Origin of the sequence: Methylobacterium sp. NPDC080182 (genome assembly GCF_050281105.1) — a bacterium.
Classification (GTDB): Bacteria; Pseudomonadota; Alphaproteobacteria; order Rhizobiales; family Beijerinckiaceae; genus Methylobacterium.
Genome location: NZ_JBNNWO010000033.1, coordinates 1 through 17,146 on the forward strand (window position 1 = coordinate 1; position 17,146 = coordinate 17,146).

At 62.3% G+C, this 17,146-nt stretch carries 23 protein-coding genes, 1 tRNA gene and 1 pseudogene; 9 read left to right on the top strand and 16 right to left on the bottom strand.

Features of this window, described 5'->3' with window-relative positions; translation table 11 throughout:
• On the bottom strand, positions 1 to 181 hold a 181-nt coding region (locus ACQKQD_RS31775), incomplete at its 3' end, for a response regulator (RefSeq protein ID WP_427510657.1).
• A gap of 421 nt (positions 182 to 602) precedes the next feature.
• Between ACQKQD_RS31775 and ACQKQD_RS31780 the strand changes: the two genes are divergently transcribed.
• Together ACQKQD_RS31780 and ACQKQD_RS31785 are read left to right on the top strand one after the other, a co-directional pair.
• Positions 603 to 1,160 carry a hypothetical protein gene (locus tag ACQKQD_RS31780; RefSeq protein ID WP_427510658.1) on the top strand — a complete coding sequence of 186 codons (558 nt, stop codon included), beginning with the start codon at positions 603 to 605 and terminating at the stop codon, positions 1,158 to 1,160.
• A 585-nt stretch (positions 1,161 to 1,745) separates the two neighbouring features.
• Positions 1,746 to 2,435: a hypothetical protein gene (locus tag ACQKQD_RS31785; protein WP_427510659.1), complete on the top strand. Its 690-nt coding sequence runs from the start codon at positions 1,746 to 1,748 to the stop codon at positions 2,433 to 2,435.
• Here ACQKQD_RS31785 and ACQKQD_RS31790 read toward each other — a convergent pair.
• The 4 genes from ACQKQD_RS31790 to ACQKQD_RS31805 all read right to left on the bottom strand — a co-directional run bounded on the left by ACQKQD_RS31790 (position 2,417) and on the right by ACQKQD_RS31805 (position 6,359).
• Positions 2,417 to 2,617 carry a hypothetical protein gene (locus ACQKQD_RS31790; RefSeq protein WP_427510660.1) on the bottom strand — a complete coding sequence of 67 codons (201 nt, stop codon included), beginning with the start codon at positions 2,615 to 2,617 and terminating at the stop codon, positions 2,417 to 2,419. The two genes, ACQKQD_RS31785 and ACQKQD_RS31790, sit on opposite strands and share 19 nt — an antisense overlap.
• Positions 2,618 to 2,840: 223 nt before the next feature.
• The gene (locus tag ACQKQD_RS31795; RefSeq protein WP_427510661.1) at positions 2,841 to 3,881 is read right to left on the bottom strand and encodes a hypothetical protein; all 1,041 of its coding nucleotides are present in this window, start codon (positions 3,879 to 3,881) and stop codon (positions 2,841 to 2,843) included.
• Between the two features lie 196 nt (positions 3,882 to 4,077).
• Positions 4,078 to 4,896, bottom strand: a complete 819-nt coding sequence (locus ACQKQD_RS31800) for an AAA family ATPase (RefSeq protein WP_427510662.1) — start codon at positions 4,894 to 4,896, stop codon at positions 4,078 to 4,080.
• The gene (locus tag ACQKQD_RS31805; RefSeq protein ID WP_427510663.1) at positions 4,893 to 6,359 is read right to left on the bottom strand and encodes a Mu transposase C-terminal domain-containing protein; all 1,467 of its coding nucleotides are present in this window, start codon (positions 6,357 to 6,359) and stop codon (positions 4,893 to 4,895) included. The genes ACQKQD_RS31800 and ACQKQD_RS31805 overlap by 4 nt, the downstream gene beginning before the upstream one ends.
• A gap of 142 nt (positions 6,360 to 6,501) precedes the next feature.
• Here ACQKQD_RS31805 and ACQKQD_RS31810 point away from each other — a divergent pair, with 142 nt between their 5' ends.
• From ACQKQD_RS31810 to ACQKQD_RS31825, 4 genes and pseudogenes are all read left to right on the top strand, one after another.
• A complete protein-coding gene (locus ACQKQD_RS31810; protein WP_427510664.1) occupies positions 6,502 to 7,098 on the top strand; it encodes a recombinase family protein in 597 nt (198 codons plus the stop codon).
• An 11-nt stretch (positions 7,099 to 7,109) separates the two neighbouring features.
• Positions 7,110 to 7,472: pseudogene (locus ACQKQD_RS31815) on the top strand (VOC family protein).
• Positions 7,473 to 7,620: 148 nt separating this feature from the next.
• Entirely contained in the window at positions 7,621 to 8,199 is a 579-nt protein-coding gene (locus ACQKQD_RS31820) for a recombinase family protein (RefSeq protein ID WP_427510665.1), read from the top strand.
• A 131-nt stretch (positions 8,200 to 8,330) separates the two neighbouring features.
• The gene (locus tag ACQKQD_RS31825; protein WP_427510666.1) at positions 8,331 to 8,786 is read left to right on the top strand and encodes a hypothetical protein; all 456 of its coding nucleotides are present in this window, start codon (positions 8,331 to 8,333) and stop codon (positions 8,784 to 8,786) included.
• Between the two features lie 107 nt (positions 8,787 to 8,893).
• Here ACQKQD_RS31825 and ACQKQD_RS31830 read toward each other — a convergent pair whose 3' ends face one another.
• Together ACQKQD_RS31830 and ACQKQD_RS31835 are read right to left on the bottom strand one after the other, a co-directional pair.
• A complete protein-coding gene (locus ACQKQD_RS31830; RefSeq protein ID WP_427510667.1) occupies positions 8,894 to 9,202 on the bottom strand; it encodes a hypothetical protein in 309 nt (102 codons plus the stop codon).
• Between the two features lie 125 nt (positions 9,203 to 9,327).
• A complete protein-coding gene (locus ACQKQD_RS31835; RefSeq protein ID WP_427510668.1) occupies positions 9,328 to 9,888 on the bottom strand; it encodes a MucR family transcriptional regulator in 561 nt (186 codons plus the stop codon).
• A 558-nt stretch (positions 9,889 to 10,446) separates the two neighbouring features.
• On the opposite strand from ACQKQD_RS31835, the gene ACQKQD_RS31840 reads away from it, so the two are divergent.
• The gene (locus ACQKQD_RS31840) at positions 10,447 to 10,872 is read left to right on the top strand and encodes a hypothetical protein (protein ID WP_427510669.1); all 426 of its coding nucleotides are present in this window, start codon (positions 10,447 to 10,449) and stop codon (positions 10,870 to 10,872) included.
• Positions 10,873 to 11,172: 300 nt separating this feature from the next.
• On the opposite strand, the gene ACQKQD_RS31845 is transcribed toward ACQKQD_RS31840, so the two are convergent.
• The 7 genes from ACQKQD_RS31845 to ACQKQD_RS31875 form a co-directional block, all read right to left on the bottom strand.
• Positions 11,173 to 11,412: a hypothetical protein gene (locus ACQKQD_RS31845; protein ID WP_427510670.1), complete on the bottom strand. Its 240-nt coding sequence runs from the start codon at positions 11,410 to 11,412 to the stop codon at positions 11,173 to 11,175.
• A 17-nt stretch (positions 11,413 to 11,429) separates the two neighbouring features.
• Positions 11,430 to 11,505, bottom strand: a tRNA-Ile gene (locus ACQKQD_RS31850).
• A 68-nt stretch (positions 11,506 to 11,573) separates the two neighbouring features.
• The gene (locus tag ACQKQD_RS31855; protein WP_427510671.1) at positions 11,574 to 11,846 is read right to left on the bottom strand and encodes a hypothetical protein; all 273 of its coding nucleotides are present in this window, start codon (positions 11,844 to 11,846) and stop codon (positions 11,574 to 11,576) included.
• Positions 11,843 to 12,358: a hypothetical protein gene (locus ACQKQD_RS31860; protein ID WP_427510672.1), complete on the bottom strand. Its 516-nt coding sequence runs from the start codon at positions 12,356 to 12,358 to the stop codon at positions 11,843 to 11,845. Before ACQKQD_RS31860 ends, ACQKQD_RS31855 begins: the two co-directional genes overlap by 4 nt.
• 260 nt (positions 12,359 to 12,618) lie before the next feature.
• The gene (locus ACQKQD_RS31865; protein ID WP_427510673.1) at positions 12,619 to 13,101 is read right to left on the bottom strand and encodes a hypothetical protein; all 483 of its coding nucleotides are present in this window, start codon (positions 13,099 to 13,101) and stop codon (positions 12,619 to 12,621) included.
• Positions 13,102 to 13,228: 127 nt separating this feature from the next.
• A complete protein-coding gene (locus ACQKQD_RS31870) occupies positions 13,229 to 13,690 on the bottom strand; it encodes a hypothetical protein (protein WP_427510674.1) in 462 nt (153 codons plus the stop codon).
• A gap of 67 nt (positions 13,691 to 13,757) precedes the next feature.
• A complete protein-coding gene (locus ACQKQD_RS31875; protein WP_427510675.1) occupies positions 13,758 to 14,288 on the bottom strand; it encodes a recombinase family protein in 531 nt (176 codons plus the stop codon).
• 88 nt (positions 14,289 to 14,376) lie between these two features.
• On the opposite strand from ACQKQD_RS31875, the gene ACQKQD_RS31880 reads away from it, so the two are divergent.
• Positions 14,377 to 14,715, top strand: a complete 339-nt coding sequence (locus ACQKQD_RS31880; protein ID WP_427510676.1) for a hypothetical protein — start codon at positions 14,377 to 14,379, stop codon at positions 14,713 to 14,715.
• Positions 14,716 to 15,023: 308 nt separating this feature from the next.
• Positions 15,024 to 15,590 (top strand): sce7726 family protein, encoded by a 567-nt coding sequence (locus ACQKQD_RS31885; protein WP_427510677.1) that lies wholly within the window; start codon positions 15,024 to 15,026, stop codon positions 15,588 to 15,590.
• Here ACQKQD_RS31885 and ACQKQD_RS31890 read toward each other — a convergent pair.
• Positions 15,585 to 16,739, bottom strand: a complete 1,155-nt coding sequence (locus tag ACQKQD_RS31890) for a beta family protein (RefSeq protein ID WP_427510678.1) — start codon at positions 16,737 to 16,739, stop codon at positions 15,585 to 15,587. The two genes, ACQKQD_RS31885 and ACQKQD_RS31890, sit on opposite strands and share 6 nt — an antisense overlap.
• Positions 16,740 to 16,870: 131 nt before the next feature.
• Positions 16,871 to 17,143 carry a hypothetical protein gene (locus ACQKQD_RS31895; RefSeq protein ID WP_427510679.1) on the bottom strand — a complete coding sequence of 91 codons (273 nt, stop codon included), beginning with the start codon at positions 17,141 to 17,143 and terminating at the stop codon, positions 16,871 to 16,873.
• Positions 17,144 to 17,146: the final 3 nt, after the last annotated feature.

Below are 17,146 nucleotides of genomic sequence, written 5' to 3' on the forward strand. Positions count from 1 at the left end.
CGTAGCCCGACATGTCGGGCAGGTTCAGATCGAGGAGGATGATGTCGTAATCGTACAGCTTACCGAGATCGACACCCTCTTCCCCGAGGTCGGTGGTGTAGGTGTTGAAGTTCTCGGACTTGAGCATCAGCTCGATGCTCTGCGCGACGCTGACGTCGTCTTCGATCAGGAGAACGCGCATGAGGCTGCCTTCGTGCTGAAGCGCTTCATGCATGATCAACGATAACAATGCCTTAACGCGTGCATTGACTGATTGTGGCCACAAGGCAGGCCTTGAGCTCATGGAGCAGGCCCGCCGGACGACGGCATTCAGGCGCATTAACCTGTCGAGGTCGGGTACCGCACAAACGACCGCCCGAGCGACCCGTTAACCTGACCGCTCCTCTTCGCATAAGGGGCAGATTACGGAGCCAGGCAGCGTTTCGCAGTAGCGGGGGACCCATGGCACGTTCTAACGGCGGGCCACTCCAGTGTGGGCGGATCAAAATTGTTGGTCAAAAAAAATTTACTATAGCGCCCTTGAAAGCGTGGCTGTGCGCTCAGAAATCTTGCCCTGCAGTGACTGATCAGAAATCAGGCGCGCAAACAGAGGCTACGCCGTCATGCCCCAGGGTTCTGGCGTTAAAAATCTGTCTTTAGCAGTTACCACCACAGTTATGGTGTCGGTGCTGACCGCATCACTACCGGTAGCTCCGGCATACAGCGCATGCTTGGTTTGCAAAGGTGGTGCGCTGAGTATCGACAAGCCCTTCGACAAGGGTGGCTCGCTGAGTATCGACAAGCCCTTCGACAAGAGTGGCGCGCTGAGTATCGACAAGCCCTTCGACAAGGGTGGCGCCCTGAGTATCGACAAGCCCTTCGACACCCCTTTCTTCAAGGCGGTTGGTAAGGCCGCGACCGACGTGTGGGATGCTGTGAAGCGCCCCTTCGTCGAGACGGCTAAGTTCTTGAAGGATCCCCTCGCCGGGGCCAAACGGAAAGCGAACGAGCTGCTCGATCAAGGCAAAATCATCTTAAGAGATCTCAGCGAGATCGCCGTCAAATGGCTCATCATCGGGTTTTCCGCACTGATCGGCTCCGTCGTCCTTATGGCCGCAATGCTCGCAGCCCTGATTGTTCGGCGCACCCGGCCGATCGCTGCGAAGACGGAAAGCGCTTAGAGACAGCGAGATCAACCGAGCTGGCATCGGGGAGCTGGTAAGCTCGTTCCCCATGACGAACGGACGGGAGCTGCAACTTCGGCAGCTCTCCAGTCCGATAGCTCTGCTTCCTCTAGCGCCACCATCGGGCCAATCATATCTCGGCCGTGGCCGGGTTTGCCGCAATCCGGTGCACTGCCTGCTGGGACAATCCGGTCGCGCGAGTGATCGCACTCACAGGCTCCTGCATCGCTAGGAGATCAAGGATGGTGGCGAGCTGCGCCCGGTGAAGGCTGGCTTCTGCCCGAGATGGGTCCGCCCCTCGGCCTTGACGTGGGCGATCCCGGCCGCCTGAAAGGCGCGCGTCGCCTCGGCCTACGCCTGGTTCGTGGCGGAGAGGAAACTAATTAGTGCGTCCCGCACCGCCGCTTGCACCGGGTCTTTGGTGACCTCGTCAAGGGTGAGGCCTATGTCCGCCCTTCCTGCACGAACGTCCCGCCTCAACGAACCCCCCAGATGATTAAGGCCGTCGGTGCCTGCTCTAGGCACATTGATACTTCGCGGTTATCGTGCATATATATTACTTCATTAATGATTGGATATGGAATGTCAATAGAAACCGATAATGAAGAAAGAAATAAAAACGGTAGAGAGCGAATAATTTCGCTAGTATTCGGACTTTTAGGCGTCGTCCAGGGTCTTGCCTTCACTCAGTTGGCCGAGAAAATACCCGAAACTTTTCGAACGACCCAATTCAGTATGCAGATTTTAAGCAAGATCGTGTATTTTGCTATCGGTTTTTTCATCGTTGTGCGCGTGTTCCAGACCTATTCGTGTGGCATTGTATCCTACGCACAACGAAAAATGAAAATTTGGGATTTGTATTGTATATTCATTGCAGGCTTGCTTCAGTATTGGGTCTTCAGCGCTTTTGATAAGGGCGGCAATGTCGATGAACTCAGTCTCTTTAATCGTGTGGCCGCTCTGTCAATTTTAGCAGTCATATTGCACGTAATCGTACTGGCTAGCAATAAGACTCCAAGTGCTGACAGAAAAACTCAAAAGGTAAATATCGCTTTCGCGACAGGCATAGGTCTATCTGCCCTTATGGCCACTTGGATTGGAAATGAAATAGCTAATATATTTCTTGGAATTGCAATCTGCACAATGTTATTTGCGAATACATGGTACTCTTTGAACGACACCGATTTCGGTTTCATGCCCTCAAAGCCGGTTGGGGACACGACTCCACGCTCGGGTATACCGCAGCGGACAGATCAAGGAATGTCTTCTTGACCATCTACGCGGCCGCCTGCCATCAATAGGCCCGCTTGCCAACGGGCACCATTCCAGCGGACAAGACGGACGTCCAAATCGTCCTCTATGCCCGCGTCTCCACCGCCGAGCAGACGATCGCCCACCAATAGGCGCAGGCCGGGGCCGCCGGCTTTCGCCTGAACCGGGTGATCGTCGATCACGGCGTCTCCGGCCGTGGACCGGCCTAAGGGGAAGCGGCTGTTCGATATCCTGCGCGCTGGCGACGTGCTCGTCGTACGTTGGGTCGACCGGAACTATACCGATGTGACGGACAAGCATTTGCGGCGGCGCATTGAGAGCGACCACTCCCGGGTGAGACACTTCTACGGCCCGCAGCCGAGTTTGCGACACGCCCGGCGCTAGGCGACCTATAAGGGAATACCCCTACTGAGCAGGTATAATCGTTTGTGGCACAACCAGGTTGAATGGTGACTGAGGGGCTACCTGGAGATTGGTGGCCGGCACTCCGCCTCCTGGTGCGATCAGAATGCGCTGTTGCCGGGTTGCGCCCCCCGTGGACGGCTTGTCGGGTCGATCGGACCCGCGTGGTCTTCTAGGCTGTTTCCCAGGTTCATCTGCGCCAGACCCGGATATATTATTTATGATGAACTGCGGGCCACCCGATGAGAAATTCTCCACTGGCTGCAGATAATTTAGGGTGGAAACTACGAGCTTATTTAGAGCTCCTCGATTGTAATCAGATTTTGTCATGAAGATATCGTGATTGCCATAACGACCTAATGCAACAAGTGGCTCAGTGGCTGGCTCGCCTGTACGGGCGTTGATGCCGCCCTCAAGATAGACCCAGCCCGGAGCGAGTTCAGGATTTACTCTCAACGTGGCGGATTGTGATCCGTAGACTGCCACCTCCCTCGTGAACGTCCCCTGCTTCTTTGAGCAGATCACACATTGTGGAAGCTGTAGTTGGAAAGGATCTAAATAGAAGGTATCCTTGATGAATACTCGTTGAGGCATGTATCTGCCGAGAAGGCCAGTCCCATAAACGGCATGTTGATACAATGCCTGCTGATTGCGTAGAAAGATCGCATCGCTAACTGGAGCAACCGTATAGTTCTGCTGCTGAGAATTCGTGCCGGATAAGATGGCGCCGGCGCCAGCGGACGCTCTAGCATTCGCGCTGGAAAGCGTCGCCGCTGACGTCAAAGTTCGCGTAACGGTATCTGTGAATGGAAAGTTGATTGAGGGTGTTATCGAGGTGCCGGTTTGGAAGACGCCGGCCGTTAAAAGCATTTGGGATGGTATAGCGTTTGGATCATCTACAAACTTGCTTATGTTGTTCAGAGCTTGTTTTGTATAGATATCATCAACGGTCGAAGATAGCTCAATTGTATTACCGTTCAACTGAGCGCTAGCGCAGCCAGCTAGAGCTGCAGCAATTGTGACAGCGAAAATTATGTTCCGCATGGGAAATCCGCCACATCTGCAGTCTTAGCGGCATCATAATCAGGCTGCATCGTTTGGCAGTAGCAAGCGAGCAACAATTAACCGCCGCTTAACTGCCTTAGCTTGCATGTAAGAAAAACGATCGTATTTCCGACATCGAGCGGAGCCCGCCGGCGGGTGTGTGACCTTGATCGCTATCTGGCACTGATCATCAGCGCTATGTGGCACCGATGACGAGGACGGATCGGGCGGCCTCGACCACATCCTCGGTGACCGCGTTCAGCCCGTTAATGCGCATGACCCGGGCGATCTGCACGAACAGCCGGTGCACGAGGCGGAAGTTGCCGCCGGTGATCCGCACGATGGCGGCGACCGCCTGGGCGTCGGTGAAGTCCGCCTCGTCCAGGTCGAGCCCGAGTTGGCGCCAACGCCGGGTCAGGACGAAGGTCAGCTCGTCGCTGCGCAGGGGTCGATAGGCGTGGGCGAAGCCGACGCGGCTGAACAGCTGCGGATAGCGCGACAGCCGCAGCTGGATCCCGGGCATGCCGATCAGGATGACCCCGACGCCCTCCCGGTCGTACAGGTCCCGCAGGTACTCCAGAGTCGGCATCGACAGGCGCTCGGCCTCGTCGACGATCATCAGTTCGACGCGGCGGCGCGCGATCAGCGCATCCTCGCCCTGCAGGTGCTCGTCGATGAGTCGGTCGGTCCGGGCCAGCAGACGGGGCAGGTCCTGCTTCAACTCGCGTAGGGTCACGCCGACCGTGGGCGTATAGAACGCCGTCCGGGCACGAGCGAGCGCAGCGTAGACAGTGGGGCGATCCGCCGGCCGACCCCAATCCGCCAACAGGGGCTCGGCGGCATCCCATCGGGCATGCCGGCGGGCCGACAGAGTCTTCCCGACCCCGGCCGGGCCATGGCAGACGCCGATGTAGCGGTGCTTTCGTACGGCCTCGGCGAACTCGGTGAAGCGCCGATGCTCGCGCGTGACGATGAAGGCGCCCGTGCGCTCGCCGTCGGGTCGCTCCGGGCTCATTCGTCTTCGGCGTAGGTGCGCAGGCGGGGATGCCTGGGTGCTATCGGCTGCCGCAGCGGCGGCGTGGCCGGCGCCGCTGCGGGCACCGGGGCGGGCGGCAGGAGATCGCGGACGCAGGCGCGCTTCCCCCGGATGATCCCGCGCAGCCGTCGGCGATGGGCGAGGCGCGCCGCCTGAACGTCCTTCAGGGTGATGCGGGAACCGGCCCGCTCGGGACTGACCGCCCGGCACAGGAAGCCGTTGCGGTGGAAGACCCGGATCTCGCCGAGATCGCGGGGATCGTAGCGGACGGTGACCGCCTCCCCGACATAGGCCGCCAGCGTCGGATCGAAGTAGCGCAGCCCCTCGAAACGGATGCCGTCGCGCCGGACCACGCGCGGCTTGGCCACCATGATCAGGAGCCCGTCGAGGGCGTCCAGGCTGTCGGGCAGCCGCGGGAGCCAGCCGGTGCCGCGCCAAGCCGCGACGGGCGCTACCCCGATCTCACCGTGAACCCGGATGTTGTAGTTGCCGACGATGAAGGCGCCGATCGCCGCGTCCAGCTCAGTGAGCGACAGGCACGGCGTCGAGGACGGCTTCCCATTCTGGAGATGGCCGGGCAGCTCGGGCAGCAGCTCCGTGTTGAGAGTGCCGAACAGCCGCTCGATCTTCCCGCGGCCCTGCGGGCGGGCGACGATGGAGTAGACGAGGCGGATGCGCAGGTCGGACGCGGCTTGGTCGAGGTGCCGGCTGGTGAAGTCCGATCCGTGATCGACGTGGAGCACATCGGGGATACCGCAGACCGGCCAGTCCACCTGGGGCTTGGGCCAGATCGCCTGGCGCAGGGCCAGCGAGGTGTTGAGGGCCGAGGGTGCGCCGAGGAACACCATGTAGCCCGCGATGGCGCGGGAATGATCGTCGAGCACCGTGGTCAGCCACGGCCTGACCTCAGCGCCATCGGCATCGCGGATGAGGATGTCGAGTTGGGTGTGGTCGGCCTGCCAGGTGGCGTTCGGCCGTTCCGCCCGGTGCCGGTGGATGATCTCGTAGCGGTCGCGGAAGGCGGTGTCGCCATCCAGGGCGAGCGTCACCAGGGCCGGGTCGAGGCCAGTGACGATCGCGTGGACGCTCGCGTAGGAAGCCCCTGACCACCCACGTATGCGGGCCACCTCGCGCGCACGGCGATGGATCGTCGTGATCGACAGGCGGGGCCGGGTCAGCGCCAGACCCTCGACGAGGACCACGAGGTCCGGCGTGATGCGGCGCCGGCCGGTATCCGAGCGCCGCTTGCGTCCGAGGCCGGCAGGGCCGCTCGCCCGCAGGCGGGCCACCCAGCGCCGGGCGGTGCGAAGCGCGATGCCGTGTTCGGCCGCGACCGCGGTCAGCGCCACCTCGCCGTCGAGGTAGGGCCGAAGCGCGGCGAGCCGACCAGCCAGGACCGGATCTGCGGCGTCAGGCTCATCCTGGCGAGCGACCATAGTCATGCCCCCGTCCGTAAGGGGATCGGTGAGCGGACACACGGCCGAGCCGCCCGCGAGGGCTCGATCCACCTGCACGGCGTCCGTCTCGATAGAATGGTACGATAAAAATTGCGGTGAAGGGACCCCGTACGTTACAGTCCAGCTGATGACCCATGTGCTGATCGGCTACGCCCGCTGCTCGACCGACAAGCAAGACCTCGCCGCCCAGCGCCATGCGCTGGTCCAGCTCGGGGTGGCGACGGATCGCATCTACACCGACAAGGGCTTCACCGGGACGAACCGGGCTCGTCCCGGCCTCGATCAGGCGCTGGCAGCGGTTCGGAGCGGCGACACCTTGGTGGTGCCCAAGCTCGACCGGCTCGCCCGATCGGTGCCGGACGCGCGTGCGATCGGCGACGCGCTCGCCGCCCGGGGTGTGAAGCTTCAGCTCGGTGCCAGCGTGCACGACCCCACCGACCCGATGGGCAAGCTGTTCTTCAACATCCTGGCGACGTTTGCCGAGTTCGAAGCCGACCTGATCCGGCTGCGCACGCGCGAGGGCATGGCGGTGGCGCGCGCCAAGGGGAAGCTGCGCGGCAAGAAGCCCAAGCTCTCCGACCGGCAACAGAACGAGTTGCGCCGGATGTACGACACCGGCGACTACGCGATCAGCGACCTGGCCGAGCTGTTCTCGATCTCCCGGCCGACGGTCTACCGGACCCTGGATCGCCAGCCCACCACGCCCACGATCATCGCCGCCTGAACGGAGGCCCTATGCGGGTCGAAGGATTGCACCACGTCCAGCTCGCGATGCCGCCCGGGCAGGAGCCGATGGCGCGCGCCTTCTACGCGGGCGTGCTCGGTATCCCCGAGGTGGCCAAGCCGGCTCGTCTCGCGAAGAGGGGAGGCTGTTGGTTCGAGCATGGCGCTTTGCGCATCCACCTCGGTGTCGAACAGGAGTTTCGCCCGGCTCGAAAGGCTCATCCTGCCCTGTTAGTCGTCGATCTGGCGGCACTGGTGCGGAGGCTGGAGCAAACGGGCTACCCTGTCGTCGAGGACTAGCCGCTGCCTGGATACCAGCGCTGCTATGTCGACGATCCGTTCGGCAACCGCATCGAACTCATCGAGCCGGATTGAGGCCGTTCAGAATGCCAGAAAGCGCTGATAATCAGTGCCAAATAGCGATCGAAGTCACAGCGGGTGGCCTGAAATGGCTCGATTTCTGTCGGATAAACGTGTCGGCTTTTCTATTGCCGGATAAACGGGCTTTTGGCACTATCCCGGCATGCTCGTCGGATATGCCCGCGTCTCCACCCAGGACCAGAACCTCGACCTCCAGCGCGACGCGCTGACGAAGGCCGGCTGCGAGCGTCTGTTCGAGGAGAAGAAATCCGGCAAGGCCGGCACCAAGCGCCCCGCCTTCGATGAGGCTCTGGCCTTCCTGCGCCCCGAGGACGTGCTCGTCGTCTGGAAGCTCGACCGCCTCGGCCGCTCCCTCGTCGAAATGATGCGCACCATCGACGGCCTGCGCATGAAGGAGGTGCACTTCCGCTCGCTCACCGAGCAGTTCGATAGCGCGTCCGCCCACGGCCGCTTCGCCCTGCAGATGCACGGCGCCATGGCCGAGTATTTCCTCGACCTCAACCGCGAGCGCACCATGGAGGGCCTGAAGGCTGCGCTCGCCCGCGGTCGCAAGGGCGGCCGACCGAAGAAGCTCAAGGAGCCCGACCTGGAGGCGGCCCGGGCCATGCTGGCGGCCGGCACGATCAGTGTCGCCGAGATCGCCAAGCGGCTCGGCGTCAATCGCGACACCTTCTACAGCTACTTCCCCCGCGCTCGCGCCAACAACACCGCTAAAGGCTGAGCCAAGCGCAGTGGCTGTGGCCGCGGCAGCCTGCCCCGATCGAGGAACTGCGGTTAGGGATGGCCATATGCTGACCGTCGATGCTGCCTCTCGCGAGACGCCCTCCGGATCCGACCAAGTGCTGAGCTGACATGGCGATCAGCCGCTCCGATCTCGCCTCTGCCCTACTCGCCGCGGCCCACATCGCCGATCGCGACGTGATCGCGGCCTTCGTCGCCGACTCCGCCGCGCAGCCGGCCCCGAACCCGTTCCCACAGACCAGCGCCGGCGCCGTGCGTCAGGTCTGGCGGCAGCGCGCGGCCGAGTTTCAGTCGTTCGACATCCAGGTGGCTGGCCTCGCCTGCCTGCTCACGGCGATCTCCGACATGAGCGTGGATGAGGTGCTGGTGCAGGAGATCCTCCGGGCCGGACCGCTCACCGCGAACGTGTTCCACTACGGCGACGACTGCCGGATCATCGGCGCCGTGCTCTACGGCAAGCCGGGTGTTCCCCTGCCGGTTCTGCCGAGCCCTTGGACAAGCCGCCCGGCCCCGACACGGCGCTCGCGTGCTCGGATCGCGCCGGGGCAACTCGACCTGTTCGCGTGAGCCGACACGCGACGACCGGTTGGGATCGTACACCTTCCACGGCAAGGAACCCGGCTGACGATTGGCGGCTCAGCGGCATCGGTTCGCCGGCCATGCTGGTCAGAGGTTCACCGCGCTCGGGGACGGAGTAGGCGAGCATCCGACGGACATTCGGGCGGAGACGGGCGAGCGGCCATGACGGCGACTGCCACCGCGTTGCGAAACGCCTTGCCTTTTGGACCAGGACCGTCCCGCAGCTCCTCCACCTCGGCAGAGTCGGCAACCACCATCGCCACGTCGAGGCTGTGTCCGCTGGCGAAGCGATGCGGGCTCGCCGTTGCGTCTTGCATGTAGGCATCGATCGCCGCGACGATCTCGAAGCTCGTGATCATGCCGGCCTTGCGCAACTCGGCGAGGGTCGGGGATTTGGGCGACATGGCAGACCGATCGGCGGGAGCTGTGGGTACGCGCAGGACGAATTGCGGAAAATCAGCGTGCGCTCAGGGCATGGATGCCGGTCCAGATCTTCCGCGTCGGGTCGCCGTTCGCCGGGGCGAGCTGATCAACCGTCCGGGTCGATGGTGGCGCTCGCCCCCGGACCTGGCGGCGGCGTCCCCTCCGGGGTCGGCTCGACATCGGGGAAAGCTCGGTGCCTCGGTGCCTCGGGCCGCTCGATCGCGCGATCGTCCGGGGTGACCGGTACCGTATGCGGCAGTCCCAGAGCGAAGCTCTTGGCCAATGCCGAACGCCAGGTCGAGTAGTTCGGCGCCGTCATCGGATAGTCCCGCGGCAGGCCCCATTTCCGGCGATAGGTCTCAGGCGTGAGCCCCACACTCGTGAGATGCCGCTTGAGCGTCCTGTAGGGCTTGCCATTCTCGAAGCTGATCAGCGCCTCGGGCGTGATCGATGCGCGGATCTGGGCAGGGGTGAGCACGTCGGGGCGTGGAGCAGGCGAGGCCCTCTCGCTGGCGAGCTGCGCGAACACAGCATGCGTTTCGGCGATCAGCGACGGCAAGTCCGTGACTGGCAGCCGATTGTGCGCCACATAGGTGGCGACGACTTCCACCGTCACATCGATGGGATCGACAGCCCGATCCTCGATCGTTCCCGCACCCTCGTCCACGTCGCACCTGCTCCTCAGGATGATCGACGCCGTTTGCGTGTCATATATGCGAACGGCAGTATCAAGAAACGGCACTGCCATTGGCGTTAACGGCAAAGGAAATGTGCTCGATGATCTATCTGCCCGTCAATCTTGATCACGTCATCGACTGACAGATGATTGTCGATGACACCGATTATACAACCAAAACCTGCCGTCGTGCTGGAAAGCGGCTCGTCAAAGTTGAGGCAGGGCCGCGATCCAGACCTGCTCTGCGCCCGAAGGAAAAGGACCGCCCAAGCGGGTGGCCAGGAGCCTTGAGAAGAAGACCCGCGTCGGGCCGCGGTGCACCAGGGGTGTGCGCTCCGCGCCTACACCGTAAGCTTCGGCATCCTTCCGGACAATCGACCGTGCCAGAGGTTCGGCGTTGCCCGATCACGCCTCGGTCGATCCGATCGCCTCCAGCGCGAAGAGGGAAAGACGCCTGAACCTCCTCCAGGACGGACCACCCGCTGGCCCCTGGCGCCGCTCGGCTGCCGGCGGGCTGCGCATAAAGCCAAGCTGTGGCAAGCTCGAGTGATGCCGATCCGGCGTGAGCACCGCTTCTTCTACCCGATTGACTGGCCCCAGCTCTCGGCGCTGATCCGGTTCGGACGGGCAAGAGGCTGCTGCGAGGGCTGCGGCCGGCCGCATGGGCGCCTTGTCTATCACCTCGGCGACGGCCGCTGGTGGGATGCTGAAGCCGGTCGTTGGCGCGACGGGCGAGGACGCCGGATCCAACTCGCGTCAGGAGCCGACGTCCTCGGCCACGTTCGCCGGACCCATGTTGTCCTCGCCGCGGCCTATCGGGATCATGACACCGCAAACAACGCCGATGCCAACCTCGCAGCCTTTTGCCAGCGCTGCCATCTGATCCACGACCGGCCGGAGCATCGGAGGCGGCGTTGGCGCACGCTATTCCGGCGGAAGGCGCTCGGGGATCTGTTCGGTGGTCCCTATGCCTGACCACGCGGATGAAGCACCCGCTAAACCTGCGATGCCCGTGCCTTCAGAGGGATGGCACGGTAGCCGCGGCCGAGCTGCAAGCTTGTAGCGGTAGAATACCCGGGTGGTACCACGATCTGGTCGTGCGCAATCTTAATATTTGTAGATTGTATACGAACGTTGCAAGCAGGTCACGATTATCTACTTTAGATAGTTTGATAGCGTGTTTTGTCTATCAAAAGCAGAGGCCTTTTGACTTGCCCTCGGATGCGCCGGGGGAGTCGTCCGTCGAACCCTTCAGACCGGGTTCTCGTTGAGAAGTCAGACGCCGCCCTCGATCTGCGCTCCGCCAAGCCAAGCGAGCGTGTCGTCCAGCGTGTCGAACCGGTGTGCCTCCTGCGTGAACGGGGGCGGCAGAGGTGGGGCGGCCTCAAACAGCTCCGCGTACCATCCCCGGACGTCGCCGCCTTTGGAGAGGCTGCGCACCACGCTGCCGACGACGTCCCCATCGAGGAGCAGGTCGTAGCTGCCGGCGGCCAAGCGCTGGAGGGTGTAGGGCATCGCAGTTCCGGCAGAGATGGTGGGCCCGGCAGGACTCGAACCTGCAACCAGACCGTTATGAGCGGTCGGCTCTAACCGTTGAGCTACAGGCCCCTGGCCTCACATAGCCGGCAGGTCTCCAGCCTCACAACCCGCGCCCTTCAAGCCGAGCGACGACGCGATCAGTGCGGCGGATCCGAGCTTCGGCGGGTGAAGATCGCCAGACCGTGCTCCGCAACGAGCGCACGAAACGCTCGGACGGCTTCCTGATCCGTAGCGAACTCCACGGACCACCGCGTGCAACCACCCCCGGTGTGCACGACCTCCATCCGCCAGGGATCCTGCGAGCCGGCACGGCGGTAGATCTCCAGGTCGATCGTCTCGCCGTCGTGGCTCACGGGGCCGGACAGCGAGGAGTGCTCGAAGTCCTCGTCCTCGCTTGGCGACACACTCATCCCTCCTCGGCCGGCGCGTGCTCGACACCGTCGGGATCCCCACCGTCAGAGGTGTCGGCCACTGGCTCGGCAACCGAAGCGGCGCCCCGGTAGAAGTCGCCGTGCCGCTCGACCTCGCCGCTCGTCGTCATCATGCTGAGGTACGTGGCCAGGGTGTTGGGCGCCACGTCGTGCAGCCGGTCGCTGATCTGAGCGTGGGAGAGCCCCTGCGGCCCGGCCTCCTCCAAGAGCGCCTTCAACCGGCCCTTGGCCGAGTTCGCACGAGGGCCACGGGGCCCGCGCCCTGCACCCCGCCCGCCGCGAGCTTGATCGTCGCCAGCCGAGGCACGGCGACGGGGCTGCTCGTCGGGCAGGTCCTCCAAGGGCGTCCCTTCGACGATGGAGGCCAGGGACCGCTCGGCCAGGCGTAGCTTCGTCAACTCCGCGCCGACCCGCTCGAAATCGGCTTCGAGGGCTGCACGCTGCCGCCTCACATCGGCCAGGGCGTTTGCGAGTGTGCTGTCCTGTGACATCCGAACCGCGTCGCTCCATGATGGCAGTGCAAGAAGTCGCGCGCCGCGCCGATCCGGACGAGCCATCGTCTCTGACCGTCGAGCTTCGCGCCCTCGGGTACGGCCCATACGCCACCGCCCCGTCGCGTACGAGCACCGAGCCGCAGCTCGACCCCGGGATCGAGATCCCATCCCTAGCCGCCCAGGCTGGAGGCGGCACGGCCACCTGCGCCCGGATCGAGGTGCCCGGTCTCAAGGAGCCTTCAGATCCGAGGGGCGGCTCAGCGGTACAGCCCCTCCGCTCGCAGGCCATCGAGCAACACGCCGGCCTGCTCGTGGGCGACGGCTTCGCTTCCATGCTCGCGGAAGCCGTGCTCGAACATCGGCAGCAGCATCCGCGTCGCCTGATCCATCGCCGAGCCCTCCCACAGGACCAGGACCTCACGGTCGGTCAGGTCCTTGAGGAAACACCACAGCATCAGCATGAGGCTGAGCGCGGGACGCTCATGCCAGTCGGCCGTCGCCAGCCGTTTGATCCGTTCGAGCCGGCGCATGAGCGCCTGCCGCTTGGACGGGATTAGATCGGTAAGCGGCTCCAGGCACGCGATCCGCAGCTTGTCGCACAGCGCCGTGATATCCGCCTCTGCCCTCGCGGCCAGGGCGGGATCGGCCGGGATGAAAGCGCCTGGCGCACTCGCGATGGCGTAGACGAGGTAGGCGGGGATCGCGAGCTCGATCCGCTGACGGTCGGTCAAAGCGGGCATCAGAGCTGGACCCGGCTGGAAGGCTGCTCGTGATAGGTGCTCTGCCCCGGCCTCACAACCAATGGATGAGGAGGCCGGCGAGGCAGCCGCGACGAGGCGTTCGGGATCCGCGCTTGATCCGCAGCCGTCAGACTCCAGCGTCTGCGAACAGGTCGAGTTGGCCCGCAGGGACGCGCGTCCGACGGCCGGAGGTCCGATGGAGGCTCCGCGGCACGGGCAGAGTAGGCAGAGCAAAGCCGGGCTTGCCGTAGAGCACGGCACCGACGATCCGGTAGCCATCGCCATGGCTGAACACGTTCGTGGTATGCGGCCCGGCCCGCAGGATCTCCTGCACCAGGGGCTCGTCCACGCGCATGTTCGAAAGGGTTGTGAGCAGACAGGCGAGGCCGGCCACCTGGATGCCGAACGCCTGAAACTCGACGACCCGCTGCTGCCAGACCTGGCGCACGGCTCCGGCGCTGGTGTTCGGGAACGGGTTCGGCACCGGCTGTGTCGCCGCATCGGCCACGAACGCCGCGATCACCCGCCGATCGACGATTTGGTCGGACGCGAGCACTGCGGCGGCAAGCTGGTGCTGACTGATCGGCATGGCGCTCGGCAGAGGCATCGGTTCTGATCGGCTTCCGGCCGGTTCCCTTATCGTCAGCCAGCAGCCGTCAGCGCGACGGGTCGGCTTCCACCGGCCGTGGCTTGCCGACGGCTCTGTGAACGCTGCCCTTGCCGATGCCAAGGCGCGCGGCGATCGCCGCCATGCTGAGCCCCTCCGCCGCCAGGGCCTCGATCTCGGCCTGCCGCGCCCGCACCGTCGGCTTGCGGCCCTTGTAGCGGCCAGCCGCTTTCGCCTTGGCGATACCCTCGCGCTGGCGCTCCAGCATGATCTCGCGCTCGAACTGCGCGACGCCGCCCAGGACGTTGAGCATCAGGCGCCCGGTCGGGGTGGCGCTATCGACGCCGAGGTTCAGGATCCGCAGGGCAACACCTTTGGCCTCGAGCGCGGTGATGATGGTGCCGAGGTGGGTGACCGCTTGATGCCAGTCCGGAAGGACCGGCCCATCGCCTTCACCCTGCCGGAAATTGAGACCGCGGCCGACCTGACCAAGGCGACCAAGGCGCTGATGCAGGGCGTGGCGGATGGCGACATCACGCCGAGCGAGGCGGCCGAGCTGTCCAAGCTGGTCGACGCCCACGTTAAGGCCGTCGAGGTCCAGGACGTCGCGACCCGGCTTGCCGCGTTGGAGGCGACAGGGAACGGGCGTCAGCAGGAGGGAAGCGCCAATGGTAAGCCTGACCGATAGGATCGCACGTCTGGAGGCGAGGTCCGCCCCGACCTCGACCGGCAGGTATCTCGCTTTCCAGGTCGAGGCCTCGCAGGGGACGCCGGTCGACGAAATCGTCACCTTCTTGCGGGACCGCGGCCACGCCATCGGCGAGGAAGATGAGGTCTTCGTGATGAACCTTGGCGCCCACAGGGTGGCTGCCGGGGGGCCGATCCGGGATCTGTCCCCGACGCTGCTCACGGGAGAGGGGCGCGCTGCGGCCCCGCCAGCGGGCCAATGGCCGAAGGGGCGCGGGTGGTTCACCTTCAAGCTCGAAAGCCCGGGGCTGAACGCATGACCCTGCGCTTGAGCCAGCGGATCGCCCGGCTTGAGGCGACCCACAGGATGGCGCCCGTCCGCCTGACGCTGGCCCAGACCGCCGATGCCGCCCGCCGGTATGAGGCATCGCTGTGCAAGCCAAGTGAGCCTGATCCCCGTGCCGTGGCCTACTGGGCGACTGCAATCCTGGCCAAACTCGCTGAGGACTACGCCGCAATGTGCCGTGGCGCCCCGGCTCCCTGGGAATGAAGAGGGGCAACGGGCTGAAGGTTGAGCTCGTATAAAGATATCTTTATACCTCACCGAAGGAAACCGGCGCGAGTTGCGATGGAGAAGCGGTCACTTCGTGACACTGACGTGAGACGGTCTCTCTCGGAATGGCTTGTGTGCGGCCATGCCGATCCCCAAACGCGCGTATTGCATGAGCTTAAAGTCCCACGTCCTTCAGCACGGATAGACGTTGCTTTAGTAAATGGAGAGCTAACGAGCTACGAAATCAAAAGCGATGTAGATAGCCTTTCGCGTCTCAGGACTCAGATATCGGCATGTAATCGCGTTTTTGACAAGGCTTATGTGGTCACCACAGGACGCCATGTGAAGAGATGCATGGACAAGATCCCTGCTTGGTGGGGCATTGTTCTTGCTTGTGAGGACAGTAGGGGTGTATTTGTTTCCAAGATTAGGAAGTCGAAGGCAAACCCGGAACGTTGCATAAAATCATCGCTATATATACTTACCAAGACAGAGCTCAGTGATATATTCTGGAATTTGTGTGAGCGTCGGCCGAAACATGGACTCAGACACACCCAAATAGTTGATCTGATTTCAAGAGATTGCGATCCAGAATTGGTTAGAATTCAGATAAATAATTCTCTCAAGCTCCGAGGATCATAGATCAATATCATCCTCCGTGAGATCGCTGCTATATTCAATTTGTGTTTTTATGTGCATATTTATCCGAGCTGCAATCCAGTGGCGATTTGCTTCTATGTTGTTCGTGTCGCCGGCCGCGCTCCTACGGATTATTTCTTTGCCCCAACATTCGACGGATCCGTCGAATTCATCGTGTTCAACGATTGCCTGAGCGCCAGTCTGCCACTCTGTGGTGTCGTTGGCATTCTCTGAGCGCCAGCATAGCCACGAGACGTTCAAAGGAAGCGATGCGGCCGCTCTAAAATCTGATGGTCTGAATGTAGTTGTTGGAACTAATCGGTGCATAGAAGCATAGTCACCGTACCTAATATCTGTCGCTTCAGTCAGATTGTTCCATATTTCACGTTCGTGGATGTTTCTTTCGTGCAGACCGTTTGGGGTGGACTGAGGATATGATCCACCGGTAGAGACAAAACGCAGCTGAGAGTGGTAGCGAGCATCTAATAAAGCAGATATCTGTGTGACAGCCTCTGTAACAAAAGCCTCACGTTCCTGCATTTGAGATCTGGCTTGCCCCATATCTAAAATGAATAGAATTCTAGAAGGGCGCTCGACTACGGCAAATATGTTCGATATTATCGGATATAGTTCGTCTGCGCTGGCTCTGTTTAGCCTAATTGCTATAGACTGGTTGCCGGCCGAAAGCATTGTCGCTTGCCGAAGAATGTTCCTCGCTTGTGTCCGAGGTTGTGTAAATTGAATTACGGGTACTGCATTAGGCCATTGGCCAACAAAAGCACGCCATGCTGCGAACCCATCTGCGGGATTGGTTAGATCGTTGATGGTGCGATCATAACGCTGCTTGATATCCGCCTCTCGGTTATATCGCTCTTGAGCTCTGGCGTCTGCAAGGCCTGCAGCGGGCTCGTATGGAGCAGGTGCCAAATGCTTCAAAAGGTCAATCAGGAAAGGTCTTTCCTCCACGCATTCGCGCATATGACGAATAGCTGGTCCTAGGTCTGGGCTGTTGTTATCGACTTGACCTAGTAAAAATGTAAGAAGTACGCTTTGTTTATCATCTAGGGATAGGTTTATGAAGCCTGTTCTCTCTGGCCAGCTAGCGGTTATTTCAGGGAAATAATGAAATCTATTGAAGCTGACACGCGGCATCCGACTCACCTATCGCTGCTGCGGGCGAGGATACCTAAAGTTGATGTGATGGCAAACAGCGCGTTTGCAAGGTTGAGTTCGGCGGCCCGCCGCACCTTCCGCGCCCGTCCGGCATACCCCCACGCTGCGCCTTAGATCAGGTGCTCAACGTTCTCCACGGCCCAAGACTGGTCGTAGTGGAGCCCATGCCGCTGGGCGACATGGTAGTGCATGACCTCACGGTGCCACTTCGGCAGGCAGCCCTTCTGGCGCAGCGGTTGCGGGTAGATCCCTCGGCGCACCTTCGCCCAGAAGGCCTCCACGCTTGGTTCGTCAACGTAGGCGGCGGCCGTCTCGGCGCGCATTTCCATCGGCCACATGCCGAACAAGTAGATGGGTGGCTTTGACCGCGTCGAGCTCGACATATC

Bases quoted from the DNA above. Each gene is read 5' to 3' on its own strand.
- ACQKQD_RS31885 (WP_427510677.1), top strand. From the start codon at position 15,024: ATGGAGAAGCGGTCACTTCGTGACACTGACGTGAGACGGTCTCTCTCG.
- ACQKQD_RS31860 (WP_427510672.1), bottom strand. From the start codon at position 12,358: ATGTCACAGGACAGCACACTCGCAAACGCCCTGGCCGATGTGAGGCGG.
- ACQKQD_RS31890 (WP_427510678.1), bottom strand. From the start codon at position 16,739: ATGCCGCGTGTCAGCTTCAATAGATTTCATTATTTCCCTGAAATAACC.
- ACQKQD_RS31870 (WP_427510674.1), bottom strand. From the start codon at position 13,690: ATGCCGATCAGTCAGCACCAGCTTGCCGCCGCAGTGCTCGCGTCCGAC.
- ACQKQD_RS31865 (WP_427510673.1), bottom strand. From the start codon at position 13,101: ATGCCCGCTTTGACCGACCGTCAGCGGATCGAGCTCGCGATCCCCGCC.
- ACQKQD_RS31785 (WP_427510659.1), top strand. From the start codon at position 1,746: ATGTCAATAGAAACCGATAATGAAGAAAGAAATAAAAACGGTAGAGAG.
- ACQKQD_RS31855 (WP_427510671.1), bottom strand. From the start codon at position 11,846: ATGAGTGTGTCGCCAAGCGAGGACGAGGACTTCGAGCACTCCTCGCTG.
- ACQKQD_RS31825 (WP_427510666.1), top strand. From the start codon at position 8,331: ATGGCGATCAGCCGCTCCGATCTCGCCTCTGCCCTACTCGCCGCGGCC.
- ACQKQD_RS31780 (WP_427510658.1), top strand. From the start codon at position 603: ATGCCCCAGGGTTCTGGCGTTAAAAATCTGTCTTTAGCAGTTACCACC.
- ACQKQD_RS31880 (WP_427510676.1), top strand. From the start codon at position 14,377: ATGGTAAGCCTGACCGATAGGATCGCACGTCTGGAGGCGAGGTCCGCC.
- ACQKQD_RS31845 (WP_427510670.1), bottom strand. From the start codon at position 11,412: ATGCCCTACACCCTCCAGCGCTTGGCCGCCGGCAGCTACGACCTGCTC.
- ACQKQD_RS31840 (WP_427510669.1), top strand. From the start codon at position 10,447: ATGCCGATCCGGCGTGAGCACCGCTTCTTCTACCCGATTGACTGGCCC.
- ACQKQD_RS31810 (WP_427510664.1), top strand. From the start codon at position 6,502: ATGACCCATGTGCTGATCGGCTACGCCCGCTGCTCGACCGACAAGCAA.
- ACQKQD_RS31800 (WP_427510662.1), bottom strand. From the start codon at position 4,896: ATGAGCCCGGAGCGACCCGACGGCGAGCGCACGGGCGCCTTCATCGTC.
- ACQKQD_RS31895 (WP_427510679.1), bottom strand. From the start codon at position 17,143: ATGTCGAGCTCGACGCGGTCAAAGCCACCCATCTACTTGTTCGGCATG.
- ACQKQD_RS31805 (WP_427510663.1), bottom strand. From the start codon at position 6,359: ATGACTATGGTCGCTCGCCAGGATGAGCCTGACGCCGCAGATCCGGTC.
- ACQKQD_RS31795 (WP_427510661.1), bottom strand. From the start codon at position 3,881: ATGCGGAACATAATTTTCGCTGTCACAATTGCTGCAGCTCTAGCTGGC.
- ACQKQD_RS31830 (WP_427510667.1), bottom strand. From the start codon at position 9,202: ATGTCGCCCAAATCCCCGACCCTCGCCGAGTTGCGCAAGGCCGGCATG.
- ACQKQD_RS31820 (WP_427510665.1), top strand. From the start codon at position 7,621: ATGCTCGTCGGATATGCCCGCGTCTCCACCCAGGACCAGAACCTCGAC.